At 59.4% G+C, this 21,470-nt stretch carries 20 protein-coding genes and 1 tRNA gene; 8 read left to right on the top strand and 13 right to left on the bottom strand.

The window, feature by feature from the left end; genetic code table 11:
• Positions 1–156 precede the first annotated feature (156 nt).
• From GSQ80_RS22280 to GSQ80_RS22230, 11 genes are all read right to left on the bottom strand, one after another.
• A complete protein-coding gene (locus GSQ80_RS22280) occupies positions 157–840 on the bottom strand; it encodes a periplasmic heavy metal sensor (protein WP_158789817.1) in 684 nt (227 codons plus the stop codon).
• The gene (locus GSQ80_RS22275; RefSeq protein WP_158789816.1) at positions 837–1,313 is read right to left on the bottom strand and encodes a hypothetical protein; all 477 of its coding nucleotides are present in this window, start codon (positions 1,311–1,313) and stop codon (positions 837–839) included. The genes GSQ80_RS22280 and GSQ80_RS22275 overlap by 4 nt, the downstream gene beginning before the upstream one ends.
• Positions 1,310–1,954 (bottom strand): RNA polymerase sigma factor, encoded by a 645-nt coding sequence (locus GSQ80_RS22270; protein ID WP_254059863.1) that lies wholly within the window; start codon positions 1,952–1,954, stop codon positions 1,310–1,312. Before GSQ80_RS22270 ends, GSQ80_RS22275 begins: the two co-directional genes overlap by 4 nt.
• Before the next feature lie 117 nt (positions 1,955–2,071).
• Positions 2,072–2,743: a phosphate signaling complex protein PhoU gene (gene phoU / locus GSQ80_RS22265; protein ID WP_158789964.1), complete on the bottom strand. Its 672-nt coding sequence runs from the start codon at positions 2,741–2,743 to the stop codon at positions 2,072–2,074.
• The gene (gene pstB / locus GSQ80_RS22260) at positions 2,743–3,501 is read right to left on the bottom strand and encodes a phosphate ABC transporter ATP-binding protein PstB (RefSeq protein WP_158789815.1); all 759 of its coding nucleotides are present in this window, start codon (positions 3,499–3,501) and stop codon (positions 2,743–2,745) included. Before pstB ends, phoU begins: the two co-directional genes overlap by 1 nt.
• Positions 3,501–4,388 (bottom strand): phosphate ABC transporter permease PstA, encoded by an 888-nt coding sequence (gene pstA, locus GSQ80_RS22255; protein ID WP_158789814.1) that lies wholly within the window; start codon positions 4,386–4,388, stop codon positions 3,501–3,503. Before pstA ends, pstB begins: the two co-directional genes overlap by 1 nt.
• Complete coding sequence (gene pstC, locus GSQ80_RS22250; RefSeq protein WP_158789813.1) at positions 4,388–5,407, bottom strand: phosphate ABC transporter permease subunit PstC; 1,020 nt, start codon at positions 5,405–5,407, stop codon at positions 4,388–4,390. The genes pstA and pstC overlap by 1 nt, the downstream gene beginning before the upstream one ends.
• A 227-nt stretch (positions 5,408–5,634) precedes the next feature.
• The gene (pstS, locus tag GSQ80_RS22245; RefSeq protein WP_174241376.1) at positions 5,635–6,651 is read right to left on the bottom strand and encodes a phosphate ABC transporter substrate-binding protein PstS; all 1,017 of its coding nucleotides are present in this window, start codon (positions 6,649–6,651) and stop codon (positions 5,635–5,637) included.
• Between the two features lie 226 nt (positions 6,652–6,877).
• Positions 6,878–8,803, bottom strand: coding sequence for a hypothetical protein (locus GSQ80_RS22240; RefSeq protein ID WP_158789812.1), 1,926 nt, complete (start codon positions 8,801–8,803; stop codon positions 6,878–6,880).
• A 199-nt stretch (positions 8,804–9,002) separates the two neighbouring features.
• A complete protein-coding gene (locus GSQ80_RS22235) occupies positions 9,003–10,421 on the bottom strand; it encodes a cell wall metabolism sensor histidine kinase WalK (RefSeq protein ID WP_254059861.1) in 1,419 nt (472 codons plus the stop codon).
• Between the two features lie 9 nt (positions 10,422–10,430).
• Entirely contained in the window at positions 10,431–11,180 is a 750-nt protein-coding gene (locus GSQ80_RS22230) for a winged helix-turn-helix domain-containing protein (protein WP_158789811.1), read from the bottom strand.
• A gap of 193 nt (positions 11,181–11,373) precedes the next feature.
• Here GSQ80_RS22230 and GSQ80_RS22225 point away from each other — a divergent pair, with 193 nt between their 5' ends.
• From GSQ80_RS22225 to GSQ80_RS22215, 3 genes are all read left to right on the top strand, one after another.
• A complete protein-coding gene (locus tag GSQ80_RS22225) occupies positions 11,374–11,748 on the top strand; it encodes a PadR family transcriptional regulator (protein ID WP_158789810.1) in 375 nt (124 codons plus the stop codon).
• Positions 11,745–12,767 carry a hypothetical protein gene (locus GSQ80_RS22220; RefSeq protein WP_158789809.1) on the top strand — a complete coding sequence of 341 codons (1,023 nt, stop codon included), beginning with the start codon at positions 11,745–11,747 and terminating at the stop codon, positions 12,765–12,767. Before GSQ80_RS22225 ends, GSQ80_RS22220 begins: the two co-directional genes overlap by 4 nt.
• 121 nt (positions 12,768–12,888) lie before the next feature.
• Positions 12,889–14,322 carry an APC family permease gene (locus GSQ80_RS22215; protein WP_158789808.1) on the top strand — a complete coding sequence of 478 codons (1,434 nt, stop codon included), beginning with the start codon at positions 12,889–12,891 and terminating at the stop codon, positions 14,320–14,322.
• A 35-nt stretch (positions 14,323–14,357) separates the two neighbouring features.
• Here GSQ80_RS22215 and GSQ80_RS23715 read toward each other — a convergent pair whose 3' ends face one another.
• A complete protein-coding gene (locus GSQ80_RS23715) occupies positions 14,358–15,875 on the bottom strand; it encodes a glycosyltransferase family 39 protein (protein ID WP_158789807.1) in 1,518 nt (505 codons plus the stop codon).
• Positions 15,876–16,294: 419 nt separating this feature from the next.
• Positions 16,295–18,448, bottom strand: a complete 2,154-nt coding sequence (ligA, locus tag GSQ80_RS22205) for an NAD-dependent DNA ligase LigA (protein WP_158789806.1) — start codon at positions 18,446–18,448, stop codon at positions 16,295–16,297.
• A 72-nt stretch (positions 18,449–18,520) separates the two neighbouring features.
• Here ligA and GSQ80_RS22200 point away from each other — a divergent pair, with 72 nt between their 5' ends.
• The 5 genes from GSQ80_RS22200 (at position 18,521) to GSQ80_RS22180 (ending at position 21,441) form a co-directional block, all read left to right on the top strand.
• Positions 18,521–18,793 carry an oxidative damage protection protein gene (locus GSQ80_RS22200; protein ID WP_158789805.1) on the top strand — a complete coding sequence of 91 codons (273 nt, stop codon included), beginning with the start codon at positions 18,521–18,523 and terminating at the stop codon, positions 18,791–18,793.
• 178 nt (positions 18,794–18,971) lie between these two features.
• Positions 18,972–19,048 (top strand) — tRNA-Pro (locus GSQ80_RS22195).
• A 236-nt stretch (positions 19,049–19,284) separates the two neighbouring features.
• On the top strand, positions 19,285–19,710 hold the full coding sequence (locus GSQ80_RS22190; protein ID WP_158789804.1) for a YciI family protein: 426 nt from the start codon (positions 19,285–19,287) through the stop codon (positions 19,708–19,710).
• On the top strand, positions 19,707–20,987 hold the full coding sequence (locus GSQ80_RS22185; RefSeq protein ID WP_158789803.1) for an RNA polymerase sigma factor: 1,281 nt from the start codon (positions 19,707–19,709) through the stop codon (positions 20,985–20,987). Before GSQ80_RS22190 ends, GSQ80_RS22185 begins: the two co-directional genes overlap by 4 nt.
• A gap of 106 nt (positions 20,988–21,093) precedes the next feature.
• Positions 21,094–21,441 (top strand): YciI family protein, encoded by a 348-nt coding sequence (locus tag GSQ80_RS22180; protein ID WP_158789802.1) that lies wholly within the window; start codon positions 21,094–21,096, stop codon positions 21,439–21,441.
• Positions 21,442–21,470 lie beyond the last annotated feature (29 nt).

Here is a 21,470-nt window from a genome sequence, read left to right as displayed (position 1 = left end):
ATATACCGGAAGCTGGCTCGAAGACCAACTTTCAGTTTGAATCGCGCCAGGGTGCCGCGCATGTGCCTGTAACCAAAGAGGACGGCGCCGGGCATTGAGCTCGACGCCGATGTTTCGTCCGAATGACTTAGAGCCGAAGCTCGCGAAACGGAGGTGCTAGTTCGTCGCTGGTTGACCCTGCGGCCCTTTGTCGCTGCGATCACCCGGTCCACGCATTCCACGTGGATGGTTCCTCAGCTTTGTCCACTGATCAGCAGTCAGGACGCCGCGAATGTCCAGCAGCATCTTCGCATTGGCCTTCTCCAAATCTGCGCGAGTATCGGCAATTTTATCGATCTGCGTCATCGCCTTCGCCTCATCCAATGGCGTTGCATCCAGCAGCGGTTCCAGCAGCAACTGCTCCTCTTGCAACGAAGCGTGCATGTGGATCAGCTGCACACGGCTCTGCAGGAACAGGTCGCCAATGCGCTTCTGCTGCTCAGCGGTCAGGCCAATGCGCGCCGCGACGTCTGGATTCTTCCACCACATGCCGAAGGGCAGCATGTCGTCGCGACGTCCGTCATCGTGAGCCCAGTCCCTTCCCTCTCTGCGACCACGTTCCATGCCGCCGTCAGGACCGGGACGGCCTCCGCGATCCCAATCATGCCTCGGGCCCCAGGACCGGTCGCCGCTGCTTCCGGGAGGCGGCGGCGCGCCGGGTGCTGGCATACTCTGGGCGCTTGGAGCAGGGGCGGCCGCAGCGGTCGCCTGAGACACGTCTTGCGCGTGTGCCGTGCGTGCGGTCAGCCAAAGCGGTGCTGCCGCGATAAGAGAGGCTGCAAATAATCTGCGGATAATCATTCGTTCTCCTTCGAGCTGGATATTGATCTTGTTGATTGCGTCGGCGCATCGTTCGCGGTCAGCGGAAGCAATCCCTGCGGAACCGATGAACTCAGATCCTGTTGGACATCGCTCATCAACTGATCGTCGGACACGGCTGCTTGAGCCTGCAGTAGTGGCGACTGGACGACGGCAACATGCGCCGGCTTGTGGTGCAGTGCGACCGGGGCTGCGGCACAGAGCAGAGCTGCCGCCGCGACCAGGCGCCATAGCGCGCGCGGAGTTCGATACGCACGCTCTGGCATAACAGCCAATCGCCGATGCACTTCAGACGATGCGATCACCCCCGCGCGCAGGTCACACAGGACGGCATGCAGGGACTCAAACTCTTCCGAGCAGGGACCGCATATCTGGAGGTGTCGTGATCGTTCACGCAACTCTGGATTCGAGATCAACGCTTCCATCTGTTCGACTGTGAGGTGATCGTTGTTCATCTCTTCCCTTTCTTTCTCAAGCCCGCGGATCGGCTAGCTCGAACGTGGTCTAACGCGCGATACAAATGACTCTTCACCGTCGGAACCGGCATGTGCATCACCTTAGCGATCTCAGCCAACTCTTGTTCCTCGATGAAGCGCAGGAGAAAGATGGTGCGCTGTGGTCTCGACAACGTTTCAACTCTCTGCCAAATCTGTTCCAGCTCCGCCTGTGCGATCATCTTCGCTTCGGCCGACCGTTCGGGATGCGGAAGTTGGGACTTTAAATCATCCGCACTAACTGCGGTAGTGCCTACACGCTTCCAGAAACGAAAGCTCTCCGTCCGAGTGTGGCTGCGCAGCAGATTCACCGCGATGTACATCAGCCAGGTCGCAATCGAGCACTCTCCTCGAAAGTTCGCGCGCGTCCGCCAGGCATTCAGGAACGTGTCTTGAGTCAGCGAGAGGGCCACATCGCGGTCGCGCACAGATAGCAACAGGAAGCGAAAAATTCTCTCCTCGTATAGCGCGTGGACTGCTGCGATATCGTCGAAAGGCGTGACGTGCTCTGCCCCGTTCTCAGCCAGTGTCAGTTCGGCGGATTGGAGATTTTGTTGCGGCATCATGGGTTGCGCTTGCTGAACCTGCGCTCTTTCCTGCATGTAGAGACGCGTGCGCCGTGAGGAAGACTACATAGCCGCGAGAATTTTGCGCTCCCACGCAAAGCGAAAGCCCGGAGAAAATCTCCGGGCTTTCGCACAATCAGCTGTTGATTTCGGCTAATCCCCATCGTCAGGGAGGCTATGATGGCGCACATCCCTGCCGCGCACCCAGAAGATCACGTCCTCAGCGATATTGGTTGCGTGGTCGCCAACGCGTTCCAGGTTGCGCGAGATGATCAGCGCATTGAGCGCCTGCGGAGCCAACTCTGGCTTGTCTTTGATAAGGTCGCCAAGCGCGCGAAATGCATCCCGATTCATGTCGTCGACCTGGTCATCGAGCATCAGCACCGACTGCGCCATTTCGGCATCGCCTTCGATGAACGCCTGCAGTGCCTTGCGCACCATGGCCGCCGATAGCAGTGCCAGCCGAGGAATATCTACCGGCAGATCGACATTCGCCTGCTTGCCAAGATCCAGCACGCGGCCGGCGATGTTGACTGCCTGATCGCCCATACGTTCGAGGTCAACGTTGATGCGGATGACCGAGAGGATGAAGCGCAGGTCCACGGCCATCGGCTGTTCCATGGCAAGCAGATCCAACGCAAGCTGATCAATCTCGCGCTCCATGCGGTTGATTGCCGGCTCGGACATCTTGACCAGCTCACACAAGCTCTCGTCCCGCGAGGTGTAGGCCTCGGTCGCTCGCTGAATGGCCTGCTCGACAAGTCCAGCCATGACCAGGAGGCGCTCTTTTAACTCGTCCAGACTCTGCTGGAATTTGATCCGTATCATCCGAACCTCCCTGTGATGTAGTCCTCGGTGCGTTTATCCGAGGGGTTCGTAAAGATCTTGGTGGTTGGCGCGAACTCAACCAGTTTGCCCATGAGGAAGAACCCGGTGTTCTCCGCTACACGAGCTGCTTGTTGCATATTATGCGTCACGATCACGATTGTGTACTGGCTCTTCAATTTGAAGATCAGATCCTCGATTTTGGCTGTGGAAACAGGGTCGAGCGCACTTGCTGGCTCGTCCATTAAGAGCACCTCAGGATCGACTGCGAGGGCGCGTGCGATGCACAGGCGCTGTTGCTGGCCGCCCGAGATACTGGCGCCGGACTTCTTCTTGAGGTCGTCCTTAACCTCGTCCCACAACGCGGCCTGCTTAAGCGAGCGTTCGACCACTTCATCCAGTACGCGCTTCTTGCGAAACCCGTTCAGCTTCAATCCGCTCGCGACGTTGTCGTAGATCGACATGGTGGGAAACGGATTTGGGCGCTGAAACACCATGCCTACCCGGCGCCGGATTTCGACTGGCGTCGCATCTTTGTAGATATCGATGTCGCCCATGAGGACTGTGCCGTCCGCCCGCGCTCCGGGGCTGGTTTCGTGCATGCGGTTCAGACAGCGGACAAACGTTGACTTGCCGCAGCCCGAAGGCCCGATCAGCGCCGTCGCATGGTTTGCCGGAATGTGCAGCGACACGTCGTGAAGCGTGTGCACCGGTCCGTACCATGCATTCAAATTCTCGACGCGAATGTCGACTCCCACTAATTTCCTCCCTTAAGCACGCCGCGGTTCGCGAAAATACGTACCAGCGTCACCGAAGCCATAATCAGCACAATCAATACAAGAGCTCCAGCCCATGCAAGGCGGTGCCATTCGTCATAGGGCGATAGCGCGTACACGTAAATCTGCAGCGGCAACGCTGCGATTGGCTGGTTGAGATCAAAGCTCCAAAACTGGTTTCCGAAGGCCGTGAACAGCAGCGGCGCCGTCTCTCCAGCGACACGCGCAAAGGCCAGCATGCAACCGGTAATAATTCCCGGCGACGCGGTTCGCAAGCTGACCGAAAGCACGGTCCGCCATTTGGGGATGCCCAGGCCCAGGGCCGCCTCGCGCACCGATTTCGGTACCGTGGCGAGCATCTCTTCGGTCGTCCGCGTGACCGTCGGGATCATCATGATGGCCAGCGCCACGCTTCCGGCCATGCCGGAGAAATGCTGTTGCCTGGCAACGATCAGGGCATAGGCGGCCAAGCCCATCACGATGGACGGAACGCCATTGAGCACATCGGCCGTGAACCGCACGGCCGCACCTAGCCACGTGCCTCGGGCGTACTCCGCGAGATAGACGCCCGCGCCGATTCCAACGGGAATTCCAAGCAGGCTTGCCAGGCCGAGGATCACCCCCGAGCCGGCAATGGCGTTAGCCATGCCGCCGCCTGGCTCGCCCACCGGCACCGGGACATGCGTGAAGAACGCGAGATTAAGGGAGCTCGCACCCTTGTAGAGCAGGTATCCGAAGATCGCGACGAGCGGAACCAGGACAAGGATCGTACTGATGATCGCCACGCCTGTTACAACGTGATTAGTAAGGTTGCGCCGCACGGTAACAAAGTTCGAAACCCCGCGAGAGCGTAGAGGTAAGGCGTCCATCAGTGCGCGCTCCCTGCGTTGTCACGGACAACCGCCCACACTAGGAGCCGCGCGATGGCGTTCACGATGATGGTCACAAGGAACAGCGCGAGCCCGATCTCAATGAGCGCGCTCAGATAGAGGTCACCGGTTGCTTCGCTGAATTCATTCGCGATCACACTGGCAAGCGTATAGCCTGGCGCGAACAGGTTCTTCATGATGGCCGCGTGGTTGCCAATGACCATGGTCACAGCAATCGTTTCTCCCAGAGCGCGGCCGAGTCCAAGAATCACAGACCCGATAATGCCCATACGTGCGTTGCGTAATACGCCGATGCGCAACATCTCCCAGCGTGTAGCGCCGAGCGCGAGAACCGCCTCGCGTTGGTGGACAGGCACCGCGCGCATGACATCGCGGCTGATGGAACTAATCACCGGAAAGATCATGATGGCCAGAATCACGCTGGCGGCAAACATGTTCACGCCAAAGTTTGGCTCGACAAAGAGACCTGTCCAACCAAGGTATTTCTCCAGCACCGGGCCGGCCTGGTCACGAATGATAGGCACCAGAACAAAGACGCCCCAAAGGCCGTACACAACGCTGGGAATCGCTGCCAGCAACTCGGTGAGAAACGAGATCGGCGCCTGCAGAAACTTGGGGCAGATGTCCAACAGAAAAATGGACGTAGCAAGAGCTAGCGGCACTGCCATCAACACTGCCAGCAGCGAGGACAGCACCGTTCCATAGATGAACGGCAGCGCGCCAAAATCGCCTGAAACCGGGTCCCAGGTCCGGGTCGAAAAGAAATGCCAACCGAACGCCTTGATGGAAAGCTGCGAGTGCGAGACCAGGACGGAGACGATCAGGATCACGATCGCGAAGATGCTCAGCGCGCAAACCACCATCAGAGACGCGAAGGCTCCATCGGCCATCCGTCCTGAGCTCTTTGCCTGCAAGAACATGCGGACCGCCGACGGCGTCACTGGCGCCACCGCGACTGGCGAACCCATCTCCGTCTGCGGAAGCATGGTCTTGATCATAGGAGAGGGTGTGATCCTGTGTGGCGCCGAAGGGGGCTCCTCGGGCACGGGGGGCAACGGTATGATCTTTGGCTCATTCATGGGCTGCTCGCAGGCTCCTTATCACTTTATGAAAGGAATGTGAATGGACCGTGAATCTCGGCGGTCAGCCCACCGACGCCAAAACGTTGAAGAATAAGAAAACAAAGGGGGAACCTGCGCTATAACAGGTTCCCCTTTTGCGGGGTTTAGTGGATAGCTGTAATGGTCTTGCGCACCATCTTGATCACTGCCGGAGGCAGCGGAGCATAGGTCATGCTCGAAGCCTCGGCCTCACCGTGATCCAGCATCCACTGCAGGAAATCGTGCAGCACTTTGCCCTTGGCCGCATCCTTGGAGGGATCAGGAATCAACAGCCAGGTAAAAGATGAGATAGGATAGGCGTCCGCTCCGGCAGCATTCGTGATCGACACGCGATAGTCAGCCGGCATGGCCTTGGCTGCGCCCGCGGCTGCTGCGCTCACCGAGTCCGTCGAGGCCTTGACCCAATTCCCACTCGCATTCTTGACCACGCCAAACAGCATCTTGTTCGACTCTGCATAGATCAGCTCAACATACCCAAACGAGAAGGGGCTGTTGCGGATCATTCCTGCCACGCCTTCATTGCCCTTCTGACCCACACCGCCGGGCCACTGCACCGAAGTCGCAGAGCCGATCTTCTGCTTGAAGTCCGGACTGACCTTGCTCAGGTAGTCCGTGAAGATGTAGTTGGTGCCTGATCCGTCCGAACGATAGACGGGAAGGATCGGGTGGTTCGGCAGACTGACGCCGGGATTATCCTTGGCGATGCGAGGGTCGTTCCACTTGGTGATCTTGCCGAGGTAGATGTCAGCAATCACGTCGCCGGAAAACTTCAGCTCCGCGCTGAGGCCCGGCAGGTTATAGGCCGGTACGACGGCGCCCAGCACCGTGGGAATATGCAGCAGCTTCTGCTTGGAATCCGCCAGCTGCTTGTCGGTCATCGGCCCGTCCGACGCGCCGAAGTCGACAATGCCCTGCGAGATCTGGCGGATGCCAGCGCCCGAGCCTACCGACTGGTAGTTGATCTGCACGCCGGGATGCGCCTTGCTGTACTCGGTGAACCAACGCTGATAGATCGGATTGGGGAACGTTCCACCCGCACCCGTAAGATGCTGCGCCACGGCGGGCAGTACGCTTGCCGTCATCGCCGCCATCGCAACCAGGGATAAAAGTTTTGTCTTCATGATGTCTCCTGAGCCGCAAGCGAGCAGTTAGTCCCTACCGCGGCTGTGATGTTCGCTTATGTCGGTAACTGGCCCTTCCGTTAAGAAGGGCCAGCTACGAATAGCTCCACTCAAAATCCTACGAGAATCGGCGACCGTTGACCGTGAACGCGACCTAATTTTACCGCCGCGTCACACTATTTCTTCGCCCATCTGCAGGAAATGGCAGATGTTACCAGTCATCAGGCTACGGTATGAAGTAACGCATGCTGATGTGGATCATCGGGTCCGTAGCGCGAGGACCCGTCGGGCCGGTGATGGGTCCGGTAGCAGGAACGTTGTTTCCGGACCACAGGTTGCGCTGCACGTAGCTGTAGGTAGCCTCATACTGCAGACGACCATACTTCGGGCTGTTGACCGCGCGCCAGATGAACCCGCCCATGGCTTCCTGGATGAAGCGTGTTGGCGAAGCGCAGTTCGTGGCAGAGATGGAACCTGCGGTACCGCTGCTGTTGCCGCTTATCGCCGGCAGGTTGTAGCAGCCCGAGTCGTTCAGGTTGCGCGGACCATAACCGATCAGAGCGTTTCCTGTCGGCGTGGCCACCGCGTATACCGTGCGCTGGTCGTACTCGCCACCGTAGTAGGCGAAGAAGTCCCAGTTCTTGGACGGATGGAAGACGAGGCTGAACAAGGCATGGTCGTTCCGGATCGGCTCCAGCGTCTCATTGGGTCTCAAGGTTGCGTCTGCAAGCTGCGACGAACCATAGCGACCCAGACCGGTGCCGAACGTTCCCTGGATGGCAGTCTCAAACAACGGGATTGGCTTTACGCGGAGGCTGAAGAACCCGCCGCCGGCAGTAGCCGTGCTGTTCCGCAGGATCGGTGAGTAGGTATAGACCGGAGCGGATGCAGTCCCGGCCACGGTCAACACCGGGAAATACTCGTTGCGCAGGAAGCGAAGAATGCCGCCCACTTCGAAGTGCAACTTGGGCTCATCGAACGCCGCCTTCAAGAGGATGTCAGGAGCGACGTTGTTCGCGTAGGTGCTGATCGCTCCAGTGCCTGCCGTGTTGCCCGCAGTGACGTTGCCCGCAGCGTTGTACAGACCGCCGTTCTGCCCGATCCCGCCAAAGAAGAACATGGTCGGAATCGAACCGGCAGCCGTGAAGTTGGTAATCTGCGCCTGCTCGGCCGATACCGCAAGCGTAACCGCTCCGGCGTTGGGGTTACCCAGCCGCTGCTCAACACGGATACCGGGCTGACGCTCCCAGCTGTAGCCAACCAGGTACTGTGGATCGATCGTCAGCGGCTGAATCTCCGTCCGCGGATCGTCGCCCTTCGCGTCTTCCGTAATCAACGACCACATCTGGCCGCCGGTTACAGCAAAGCCCGCAGGCGTCGCAAACTGGCCCCAGATCTGCCGCTGACGCAGCACGTAGCTGTTGCTCTGGTTGTTGTTGGACGACGTGCCGGTTCCAAGGAAGTCCATCTCCCAGTACCCAGTCAGCTTGTAGGCACCTGCGTCGCCCGTAACCAGCACGGACAAGCGGCTCTGCCGAGCGGAGAAGTTCAACTCGCTCACATGCCCTTCATTCGCGCTCGGGAAAGGAATGCTGTTGAACGGAGTGTTGATGTCAGAGTTCACCGAGTGCTGACGCCACACACCTTCAAATGCCGCGTAGCCACCAGGAGTAATGTTCACTCCCTTGTAGTGGAACGTAGAGGGCGAATTGATCTCATCCTCCACCTTCCTCTGGTTAGCGATCACGTTGTCGTTCAGGGTGGTGGTCGTCGTCTGGAGTTCTGTCACGCTGGTAGAAGCCGCGTCGGCCTTGGTAGCAGCTGCAGTTGCGGCGGCCTGTGCCTGGGCAGCAGAAGCGGCTGCCGCGGCTGCTTGTGCCTGCGCGTCAGCTGCGGTTTGCTGGGCGGCGGTCGCATCGCTGCTCTTCGACGATAGCTGCTGCTGCAGCGCATTGATCTGATCCTGCTGCGCCTTCAAAGCCTCTCTCATCTCACGAATCTGAATTTCCGTGGGAGTCTCTTTGCGAGGCTTGGCCGACTTCGCGGTCTTGGATTTGGTAGTACTGTTTGTCGTCTGGGCACTCATCGGAAGCTGGGTCGTCAACAGCGTCATCGCGACCAGCGCAGCACTCAATGCGTTATATCGTTTCATCATTCCTCAGGGACGGTGGCTAAGGCGCGAGAACTCGCTTATGGCTTCGTGGAACTACCTTGCCAGATTTGTCCGTGAGTTGATCCTCGCAACCCTGTATGAATGAACAGGGAACGAAACGTGAATAGAAGGTGAATAGGCTTTGGAGTGGCTGCTTTTTTCCACTTTCATGTTGTGCATCCCGTACCAGCATGACCGATTAGACCGGGACTGCCGGCACTGGATAGAGCATCTGTGGGAGCGTAAAACAGAAGCGGCTGCCCCGGCCAAGCTCGCTCTCAACCCACATTCGACCCTTGTGCGACTCCACAATATGCTTCGCAATCGAGAGCCCCAACCCCGTCCCACCCGACTCTCGGGAGCGAGTCTTGTCCACCCGATAAAACCGCTCAAACAGGCGGCTCAAATGTTCCGAGGCTATTCCCGCACCGAAATCTTCGACGCAGAACCTTACGTCCTGCGATCCCTCCAGGATGGCCGCACTCAGCACGACCAACGCCCCATCCAGCGGCTGGCCGGGGAGCGCCTGTCCCGCACTGACAGGACTTACTCCATAGTTCAGCGCATTCTCGATCAGGTTGCTGAGTACCTGGACAATCGCATCGAGGTCCGCGATCACTTCCACGTTCGGAAACTCGCCGATCTCCAGCACACCATGCTTCTCCCGAGCCAACGCCGTCACCGCGTCCTCAGCTTCCTGGATCAGGACGCCCACCTCGACCGGTTGCGGGCGCAGCTTCTGCTCCCCAGAGTCCACGCGCGCCATCGCCAGCAGATCATCGGTCAGCCGGCCCATCCGCTTCGCACTCTTATAGATGGCCTCCAGAAATTCTCTTACCTGTGGCGTGAAGAATAGACCCGTCCGCTCATCCTCAAGCAATGTCTCGACATATCCCGAGATGGACGTCAGCGGTGTTCGCAACTCGTGCGAGACATTCGCTACAAACTCTCTCTGCGTGCGTTCCACCTGCTCCACGTGGGTAATGTCCTGCATCACGACGACCGCGCCGCCTTCGGGCATGGGCGCAGCACTGACCGCAAAGATTCTGCCCATCGGCATGGATACGGGCCGCATCTCGACATACTCGCGCTTTTCGAGCGCCTCCTGGACGCACTCGAGGATCTCGGGGGAGCGAATCGTCTGCACCAGGGAGTGCCCCGCGCGCACACTTCCCGACGACTCGGCCACCAGCCTCTGCATGGGCACGTTCGCCCACACGATTCGGCCGGCTCCGTCGACGCTGGTCACGGCGTCCTGCATGGAATCCAACAACGCTTCGAGCTTGCGACGGCTCTCGGAGCTGGCCTCGAGCTGTCGAACCACCTCGGCCGCGGACAGATGGAGCGCCTGCAACAGAGGCTCCATTTGCCGAAAGGGAGCGTCTGGCCAGCGCGAATCCCGGCCGGCGACCGACGCTGCGGCAGGCTCAATCACTTCGATAGCAGTGGTGACAACGCTGGTACCCCACGCAGCGATCCACAGCGCCACGAGGAAGCCGGTGCCAATCACCATCCACCAGCGAGGAAGCAGCAGAGTGGCCGCAGCCATCACCGCGATTCCTACCGCGATGCGCCAAAATAGCGCCAGGTACAAGCTCTTTCGCAGCCACGATCCCATGCGAGCAGACTACTCGGTTGCCGCGCCCACCGCACTCCCGATGGAAGCTTCCTTCGCCTTGGGAAGATCAAACCGGTAGCCAGCTCCGCGCATCGTCTTGAGGAAACGCGGCGTCTCAGGATCAACCTCGATCTTCTCCCGAATTCGCCGCACATATACGTCCACACTTCGCGGCGTCACAAACCGAGCATCGCCCCACACCGCATCCAGCAGATGGTCGCGGCTGAATACCCGCCCTGGATGCCGGGCAAGATAGTCCAGCAGCCGAAACTCTGTCGCCGTCGTGGTCACGAGCTCGTTATTCACGCGAAGCTGCATGGAGTTTCCATCAATCTCAAGGGTATCGATATTCAAGACGGAGGATGCTCCCTGAGTCTCGGTAGGGCGCTCGAACCGTCGCAGAACAGCTTTCACCCGCGCCAGCAGTTCGCGCATTGCAAACGGCTTGGTGATGTAGTCGTCCGCTCCCAGCTCAAGACCGTGAACGCGATCGTTCTCGCCCGCGCGGGCGGTCAAGAAGATGATAGGCACGCTGGCGAGCGTGGGATTCAGCCGCAGCCGCCGGCAGAGATCGAGCCCGTCGCCGCCCGGCACCATAATATCGAGCAGAAACAGCGCCGGCCGCTGCCGCTCCGCATCCTGCACAATCGATCCCACTGCCGGATACGCTCGCACCACGTATCCAGCGCCCTCCAGCTGATACTGCACCAGCCGCCTGATGTCCGAATCATCTTCCAGGACGAAGACTACCTGACTCACATTTGCTCCAGTCCGCGTCAACCCACCCGCGTCCGCGTTCAGCTTAGCGCATCTAGTCAAGCCCAGCGAATAAAAGACGATGAATCGTGAGGTGATCGATTCCTGAGAGCGAGCCCGTTACAGCGAGGTTTTGCAGGTCAAAATTAGTACTTGACATCACACACTATGCGCCATACAGTAGTTGACATACAGTATGGATACCAGCTCTAACTCGACTCCCGACTCACAGATCTTCGATTCCCTCCGCCTTGAACTGCGCCGCGGCTGCCTGATCGTGGCTGTCTTGGCGCAATTAAAGACGGAGCACTACGGTTACACCCTCCGCAAAGCCCTCGCCGACCAGGGTTTGGCGATCGAAGAAAGCACCCTCTACCCCCTACTGCGCCGCCTGGAAACCCAGCAGCTCCTGACCAGCCAGTGGCGCGAAGAGGACAAGCGCAACAAGCGCTTCTACAAGCTCTCCCCCCAAGGCGAAACGATCCTCACCCAGCTGCTCGCCGAGTGGAACAGCATCAACGGCTCCGTCAACAACATCCTCCAGAACTCCCACGCAGAGGTAATCTCATGAACACCAACACCACCATCGACCTCCTCGAGCGCTACCTCCAGGCCATCGGCCAGTCTCTTCCCCCCGCCAACCGCGAGGACGTTCTCAACGAATTGCGCGCGAACCTCACCGCCCAAATCGACGACCGGGAAGAAGAGCTGGACCGCCCTCTCACCGAACCCGAGTTGGCCGCCATCCTCAAGGCTCACGGCCGCCCCGAAGTCGTCGCAATGCGGTATCAGCCGCAACGCTACCTGATCGGACCGTCGATCTTTCCCTTCTACCTGCTCACGATGCGCCGCGTCCTCCCCTTCGTTGTGGCGATCTATTACGTCGCAAACTTCGTCAAGATCGCGGCCACACGAAACGGCATAGGGTCCATAGCAGGAGGCCTTGTCGACAGCACTTTCCAGCTCATTCCGGTGCTCTTTCTCTGGTTGGGTGTCATGACGATCATCTTCGCTATCCTCGAGCGCACGCACGAGAGTTGCGGCAAGAAGTGGCACCTGGACGAGTGGAGCCCAGCCAAACTTCCGCCCGTCAAGCCTCAGGACGCCAAGAAGCGGAGATCGCTCGTCAGCCGCGTCGCCGATTTGGCATTCCACTGCCTATGGATGGCTTATGTGATCGAGGTCCCGCGTCATCCTTACCTGCTATTTGGACCTGGGTATTCCTTCGTCGCGCGTCTTCAGGTCGGCTGGGCACCCGTGTGGCACACGTTTTATGTAGCGTTGTGGTTCCTGCTGTTAGTCCAACTCGGGATCAAGATCGCAAACCTCTTTGAAGGCGTCGGACGTTGGCGGACCCCACTCGATCTCACGTCCAAGGTGTTCGGCGTCGTGCTCATCGGCTGGCTGGTATCCGCCGGGACCTACATTGTCGCGACCGGCCCCGGCACGGACCTGCACACACTAGCCATCGTCAACCACTGGATCGGCGTCAGCTTCAAGATCGCGATGCTCTTCATGCTTTTGGATATTGCCATCGAGGTCTGGAAGTATCTGCGCCCCCACATTCCCGTCGCGCGCCTCGCCTTCTAGTCTGTCTGCGTTTCCATCTGGGCTAAGCTGGAGTCGTCCCCTTTTGCTTTCTCTAAATCTCACCGGCATGCGCGCATCTTCCGCCGGAACAGCAAACGACTCTGCTTAGCCCGAGGTGAAGATGCACCAGGATACAACCGCACCCCCGCCCGAGCATCCTTCCTACGACGGAGCCAAGCTAGCGGCGGCCGAGTCGTTCGGGCTCCGCCACAACGCTCTCTCGCCCCTCGAAACCCTCGCGCAGTCCGTCTCCACCATCGCTCCCAGCACCTCCCCGCAACTCACGATCCCCCTTGTCTTCGTCCTCGCCGGCCAGGGCACCGCGATTGCCTACCTGATCGCGATGGGCCTAATGATTCTCGTCGGCTTCTGCATCGCCGCCTTTGCCCGCGAGTCTTCTTCTCCCGGCTCGCTCTACAGCTACACGCGCAGGTCGCTTCCGCCGATCTTCTCCTCCATCACGGCGCTTGCACTCTTCTTCGCCTACATCACCACCGCCTCCGCAGTCATCGGGGGCTTCGTCGCCTTCGCCTACATCTTCCTAAACCCACTCCATGCCCGCTTCGGCGTTCCACACATCCCTGCAATCGTCCTCGTCATCGTCGCCGCTGCGATCGCCGGTTTCGTCGCCTATCACGACGTTAAAGTCTCGGCGCGCCTGATGCTCTATATAGAGGGCATCTCCGTCACCCTCATCGCGATCGTCACCGTCGCCCTCCTCCTCCGCCACGGCTTCCACTTCGACCACCCTCAGCTTCATCTCGCCACCATGTCGCCCCGCGGCATCGGCCTCGGCGTAATGCTCGCCATCTTCAGCTTTGTTGGATTCGAATCTGCCACGACTCTCGGCTCGGAAGCCCGCAACCCACTCCGCTCCATCCCCCGAGCCGTCATCCAATCCGCAATCCTCGCCGGCGTCTTCTTCGTCGTGGCCGGCTATGGAGAAGTCCTCGGCTTCCGCAATTCCTCTATCGCCCTCGGAGATAGCTCCAACCCCTTCCGCTATCTCAGCACCCAGGCAGGCATTCCCTTCCTCGGCCCCATCATCGACATCGGCGTCCTGATCAGCATGTTCGCCGCCACGCTCGCCTGCGTCATCGCGGCATCCCGAGTCCTGCTTCTCATGGCCCATCACGGCCTCGCACCCCAGCGCCTCACCCACACCAACACCACACACGAAACCCCCGGCGAAGCCAGCATCCTGGCTGCCTTGCTTGCATTCCTTCCGGCTGCCGGACTTGCTCTGCACGGCACCAGCGGTGCAGACATCTACGGCTGGATGGGCACGCTCGCCGTCTATGGCTTCCTCACGGCTTATGGGCTGGTAGCGGTAGCCCTCGCGTTCCACCTTCAACATTCCCGGCGGCTAAGTTTTGGCTACATTCTATTAACTAGCGTCGCCACGCTGGCGATGCTGCTGGCGATGGCCAGCAACTTCTATCCCGTTCCGCCGGCGCCCCTGCGTTATTTCCCTTACCTCTACGCCGCCTATCTAGCCACAGCGCTCCTTTGGCTAGCCTTTACCAACAAGCAAAGCCGCACCCCGTCTTTGTAGCACCGCGCGAAGCAATTCGCCGTTCGTGCAGGACCTCAGCCGAAGTCTCGCGAGCGTCCCCACACCGCTGGCCACGGCTCCTTCAGATGATGACAAACCAAAATCTGCGGATGATCCACCGACTCCTCATTCCGCACGTCATACGGCAGATGAACCATCCCCGCCACCGAGCAGCTCTCGAAGAAGTGGCTCTCCTCCTCCAGCCGCCCACCCACAATAATCAACGTCTCCGGCTCGAACGGCCCCCACCCGCGATCATAAAAATCATTCACCGTAGCAATCGGCACCGGCAGCCCATACTTTGGCCCGTATAGCGCGACCGCCCCTGCCGCTCCATAGTTCTCCCCCAGCACCGCGTAGTTGGCACGCTCAGCCGCCGGCAACCCATCCCGCGCCGCCGCAACCTCCGCCACCAGCTCCGGCCAGCCAACCTCATTCGCTAGATCGTCGTTGTTCTTCATCTGCCAGTTCCACGCCGCCGATCCCGGCCGCCATATCGGCAGAGTTGCCCACGCCACAGCTCCAACCTCGAGCAACACCGCCGCCACCACGGCCACATACACCGTCCCCCGCACCGCCTTCGCATGTCGGAAAGCCGCCCGCCCCGCCAGCCAACTCTCCAGCCCGACCGCTCCCGCCGCATACACCAACGGATACGCCGGCAGCATGTAATATCCTCGACCCTTCGCCAGTGCCAGCAGCACAATCGGTCCAAGATAAAACGCACTCATCAGTCGAAACCGCGAGCTCCGCAGCAGGGCAATCAACCCACCCACCGCGAACGGCAGCCCAAACATGGTGAACCTGATCTGGTCGGTAAAGAACCCCTTTGCTCGACCTATCCGCACATCCCGCACATGGACATAGTGCTCCATCTGCAGGGTGATGAAGTGATGCCGGGCCAACCAAATTAAATTCGGCGCCGCAACCACCACCGCCACCAGCGCTCCCATCCAGAACCACCAGCTCTTCAAATGCCGCCGCTGCGACGGCAACAGCACAATCCCTGCCAGCAGGCTCGCCAGCGGAAACGCAATCGCATACTTCGAGAGCACGCCCAGCCCGACCCCTAGCCCCGCCCCCATCCAGAATCGCTCATCCCCGGTCCGCAGCACATGCGCCGTAGAAAGAATCAGCACCGACCACGCCAGCATGTCGAAGGTGACGTACTGCATCAATGAACTGATCGTCAGGGCCAACGGAAAGCTAAGTAGCAGCGTTCCCACCTGCGCTGCCCGCCCGCCACCAAGTTCGCGCGCCATCAACCCCGCCAACACCAGCGAAACCGCATTCACTATCGCCGCCGGTAGCCGGAACGCCTGGACCGAAATCCCAAACAACGCAATCGCCACCCGCCCAAAGAACGACGTCATCGGCGGATACGCCACGAATCCCCACTGCAGATGCCGCGCATCATCCAGAAACTGCAGTTCATCGCGATGAAATCCGTAGCCATTGCCCATAAGAAAATGGGCAAAGAGCAGCAGGGAGGAAAGCGCGCTGAGGACAAACACATCTCGGCGCAGAGAGGTCGTTGGCTTGGCAGAAAGCATTCCGAGCAGGATACGACGATTTCCCCAGGTGGGTTCCAAACGGCGCCAACCCGACACCCACCGCTCGCGCAAAACCTGTCAACCCCCTAAACACCATCAGAAACGCCAAACACCCTATAAACACTAGCGATATATATTTCCAAAACTTGGCATAATCACCCCCACCAACTCGCTACAATTTAACTAGAGCCTCCCACCTTAACCACGGGACCCTCTCCCTGGATCAAAGCCTCCGCTCCGATAAGGCGGCGGGGGCGAACAGCCCCAGCTTTCACATTTGGCCCCCTAACTCCAATGGGGAGAATATCATACGCGTAACCCGTTTAGAATGAGCGGGTTGAAAGCTGCTTTCACTCGTCAACTCGCTCATTCTAATAGAGTTCGCTAGCGGAAAAGTGAAAGTAGGGGAGGGGGGGTACCTACCCCAGAAGCACGAGCAGCCCAGCCTCATCCACCACGGCGACACCCAACTGCTGCGCCTTCTCCAACTTTGATCCAGCCTCTTCGCCCGCCACTACATAATCAGTCTTCTTACTCACCGATCCCGACACCTTTCCACCCGCGGCCTCGATCCGCTCCTTAGCCTCATCACGCGTTAGCGTGGGCAGCGTTCCAGTCAGCACAAAGGTAAGCCCCGTCAGTGCCGTTCCCCGCACCTTGCGCTCGGCGGTAAACGTCAGGCCGTACCCGCGCAGGCGTTCCACCAGGGCGAGATTGCGCTCGTTGGAAAAGAACTCGCGGACCGTCGCGGCCACCTTAGGCCCAATATCGTTGACGCGGGTCAACTCTTCTTCAGTCGCAACAATCAGAGCGTCGATCGACCCAAATTCTTCCGCCAGCGCCTGCGCCGTCCGCTCGCCAACGTGACGGATCCCGAGCCCGAGCAGCACCCGCTGCAGCGGCTGCTTCTTCGAGCGTTCGATCTGCTCGAGCAAAGCATCGGCCGTCTTTTCCCCCACGCGTTCGAGCGTCAGCAGCGTCTCACGATTCACCTTTTGGGAGTCATACAGATCTGCGATTGAGTGCACCAGCGCCTTGCGAGTGGGCTCTTCGGCTGGATCTTCAGCGGGCGCTTCGACAGCGTGTTCAGCCTGCTCCTCCAGCGTGTGCCCGAGCAACTGCGCCACCATCGCCTCGCCAAGGCCTTCAATATTCATCACACCGCGGGAAGCGAAGTGGCGAAGTTCCTCTTCCAGCCGCGCTGGACAACTCACATTTACGCACCGCAGATCTACTTCGCCGGGCTCGCGCACCAACTCCTCACCGCAGCGCGGACAATGCGTGGGAAACACAATCTCCGTCTCGCCGCGCGGATGTTTCGCATCGGTGACGACTTCGGTGATCTTGGGAATCACATCGCCACCGCGCTCGACCGACACGAAATCACCAATCCTGACGCCCAGCCGAACGACCTCATCCGGATTGTGCAGCGTCGCGCGCGTCACAGTTGTTCCACCAATGAACACCGGTGCCAATGCCGCGACAGGCGTAACCTTGCCCGTCCGGCCTACCTGGAAGAGAACGCCTTCCAGTTTCGTGATGCCCGCGCGCGCCGGAAACTTGTACGCGATCGCCCACCGCGGAGCCTTGCCCGTAAAGCCAAGCCGCTTCTGTTGAGAGATCGCATCCACCTTGATCACTACACCATCGATTTCATAGGGCAGGTTGTCGCGCATCGCATCAGCCTCCGCAATGAACTTCAACACTTCGTCGATCGAGTCGACAGTTTTGGCATGCGGATTTACGAGAAAGCCTGCATCGCGCAATGCCTGCAGCGACGCACTCTGCGAAGCAAGCAGTGGTTCTCCGGCCGCCTCACCTGCACTCGCTCCACGCAACAGAAAATAGGCAAACAGCTCCAGTCGCCTCTGCGCCACGATATTTGGCTCGAGCGTACGAATTGTGCCCGCTGCCGCATTCCGTGGGTTCGCCGCCGGTGCCAATCCCTGCGCTACGCGGTCCTCATTCATCCGCTCAAACGCCTTCTGCGGCAGCACCACCTCACCTCGAACCTCGAACTCCGCGGGCAATCCAGCCTGTTCCAGTTTCTTCGCCGACACATGCAGCGGAACACTCCGGATAGTCCGTACATTGCTCGTCACATCCTCACCAATCGTCCCATCGCCGCGCGTGACACCCGTCTTCAACGTCGCCACACCGCGCGCACCAGCCTCATACTGCAGCGCGAGCGACAGTCCATCCAGCTTGAGCTCGCACACATAGCGCACACTCTCCGCCAACGCGAGACCACCCACTACGCGCTCCGCCCAAGCCCGCAGCTCGTCTTCGTTGTACGCGTTATCAAGCGACAGCATAGGCCGCGAGTGCGCGACCTTGGAAAATCCTTCCTTCGGCTTGCCGCCTACACGTTGGGTTGGCGAGTCCGAAGTGAGGAGTTCTGGATGCTCACCTTCCAAAGCCCGAAGCTGGTTCATGCGCGCGTCGTACTGGGCGTCGGTCCACTCCGGTGCGTCCTGTACGTAATACAGATACTCGTGGTGACGGAGCTCTTCGCGCAACGCGTCAATGCGTTGTTGGGGAGATAGAGCGCGGTTGGGGGATTCATGGGCCATCGCAAGGATTATAGAAAGCTCCGGGTCGGGTAAACTGTAGATCTTGGATTTGGCAGGAAAAGGAGCTTAACGATGGCGCACATGGTGTTCTGCACGAAATATAAGGCTGAGATGGAGGGGTTGGACGAACCGCCGTTTGATACGGATTTTGGCCAGAAGATCTATAAGAATGTGTCCAAAAAGGCTTGGGGCGAGTGGGTGGAGCGGCAGAAGATGCTGTTGAATGAGTATCGTCTTCAGCCCTGGACGCGCGAGGCGCAGGAGTTTTTAGTGGAGCAGATGAACGAGTTTTTCTTCGGCGCCGGGGGCGAACTGCCCAAGGAGTACGTCGCGCCAACGACGTAAAGCGGCTGAATTCGGGTGCGTTTCGAGCGTGTTTAGCCCGGTTTCGGGTTACTCAGAGGCGTACTTAGCCCGGTTTCGGGACGCACCTTCGCAAGCAAGAGAAGCACGTCGGGTTGGTGTAGACTGAAGGTACCCCAGCTGCTGGCCCTTTGAGGTGCGAGCGGCAATCGTAACAAGTCGGGACGTGGCTCAGCCTGGTAGAGCGCACCCTTGGGGTGGGTGAGGTCGCTAGTTCGAATCTAGTCGTCCCGACCATTTTCCCCTTCAGCCCCTTCAGAGGTCACATTGAAGGGGTTATCTATATGTAGGCATTGCGCTTACTCCATCTACAGAACAGTTCGAAAGTGACATTCCCCATGTTTGCGCAATGGGAGCCGCTCCCTCCGGTGGGTCGGAGGTTTCTATCGTTCGTGGTAGAAATTGGCGCAACCTATTCGACGTATTAATAGAACAGCCGAAGTTGGCTGGAATCGATGATGAAGGAGCCATTGATGCGCTTCATGATGGTGGTGATCCCTAAAGGGTATGAAACGGCAGCTGCGGACGCAGCCGCTGGCGCGGAAGTGGTGGCCGGGATGATGGAGTACAACAGGAGCCTACAGAAAGCCGGCATACTGCTCGGGCTCGATGGGCTTCTCCCCCCTTCAACCGGGGCACGTGTTTCCTACTCAGACGGCAAGGCAACGGTTACAGATGGGCCGTTCGCTGAGGAGGGTAAAGAGGCTATCGGCGGTTACTGGATCATCCAGGTGCGCTCGCGAGAAGAAGCGATCGAATGGGCCAGGCGAGCACCGATGGCCAACGGCGAGATTGTCGAAGTGCGCCAGATCTACGAGAGGGACGATTTTCGTGGAGGCGTGCAGAAGCCGGCGGGAGGCTTTGAAGGGCCTCCGAACGCGGCTGCTGTAAGGGCATGAGCGAGATTAACAAAACGATCGACATTCACAAAGCGATTGAGGCGGTGTGGAAGATCGAGTCGACGCGACTGATCGCGGGAATTGCGCGCGTTACCCGCGACATTGGCATTGCGGAGGAACTGGCGCAGGATGCGCTGGTTGCGGCGCTTGAGAGGTGGCCAGAAGAAGGGATTCCGGAAAAGCCAGCAGCATGGCTTATGACAGCAGCGAAGCGGCGGGCCATCGACTCTTTGCGCCGCGGTCGGATGCTGGAACTAAAGCATGGAGAGATTGCGCGAGAACTGGAATTCCAGCAGCAGCGGCTCGGTGAAGCAATGGATCAAGCTTTGGACCAGGTCATTGATGATGACGTCCTCCGCCTCATCTTTACCGCGTGCCATCCGGTGCTGACCATCGACGGCCGCGTCGCACTCACGCTGCGCCTGGCCTGCGGCCTCACAACGGCCGAGATTGCCCGGTCTTTCCTGGTGCCGGAGAAGACGCTAGGCCAACGCATCTTTCGGGCCAAGAAGATACTGTCCGAAGCTCATGTTCCCTTTGAGGCTCCGCGCGGTGATGAGCTAAAGCAGCGGCTCGAGTCGGTGCTCTCTGTGGTCTATCTCATCTTCAACGAGGGATACACCGCGACGTCTGGAGAGGAGTGGATGCGAGCAGCACTCTGTGAGGATGCGCTCCGCCTTGGACGCATGCTGATGGGGCTTCTTCCCGAAGAGTCGGAAGTCCATGGTCTGCTGGCGCTGATGGAGCTGCAAGCGTCGCGTACGGCAGCGCGTCGCGGTCCGACGGGAGAAGCCGTGCTTTTGCCGGAACAGGACCGTTCTCTGTGGGACCACGCACAGATTGAGCGAGGAATGGCTGCGCTCCAGCGCGCGCAGCAGCTGAGTGGCGGCGCCCGCAGCTACGCCTTGCAGGCGGCGATTGCAGCTTGTCACGCGCGAGCCGACACCGTGATGGAGACCGACTGGGAGCGGATCGTGCTTCTGTATGACGCACTGCTTCAGGTCAGCCCGTCACCGATCGTGGCGCTGAACCGCGCGGTAGCCCTCGGAATGGCACATGGACCGGCCGCTGGACTCCATGCGCTGGATGCTCTCGCGGCTGAGCCCGCGCTGGCCAACTATCACCTGCTACCGAGCGTCAGGGGGGATTTGCTTATGAAGCTGGGACAATATGCCGAAGCTCGCGAAGAGCTTCAACGCGCCCTTGCGATGACAGACAACGTTCGTGAGCAAGATGTGCTGTCGAAGAAACTAAAGCAGGCGATGTTGATCGATTGAGATAAAAAATCCTGGCCTATTTGTAGAATTCGGGTCGGGCCGTTCGTCGACATTGTGAAGGCAGCGAAGATTGGTCTGCCAAAGAATTGTTAAAGGAGAAGATACGATGCAATATTTGGTTGCGATTCACCACCCTGACAACTACGACCCGTCGCTAGAGGACGAAGCGATGATTCGGGATATTGATTTGCTGAACGAAGAGATGGAGGCCGCTGGTGTCAGGGTCTTCGCTGGAGGCCTGCAGTCTGCGGCAAAGGCGAAGTCACTGCGAGCGCAGCCCGATGGCGCGGTGCTGATCACGGATGGGCCGTACCTGGAAGCCAAGGAACACGTAGGCGGATTTTGGTTGCTGGAGGCCGCCAATCTGGACGAGGCTCTGAAGTGGGGGCGCAAGGCCGTGATCGCCTGTCGAGCACCGGTTGAGGTACGCGAGTTCCTCCAAAGGCCGAAGTAGCCCAGAGCGATTGAGATAAAAATTTCTGA

Source organism: Granulicella sp. L46, from assembly GCF_009765785.1.
Classification (GTDB): domain Bacteria; phylum Acidobacteriota; class Terriglobia; order Terriglobales; family Acidobacteriaceae; genus Granulicella.
This window is presented reverse-complemented; position numbering and strand designations above follow the sequence as displayed.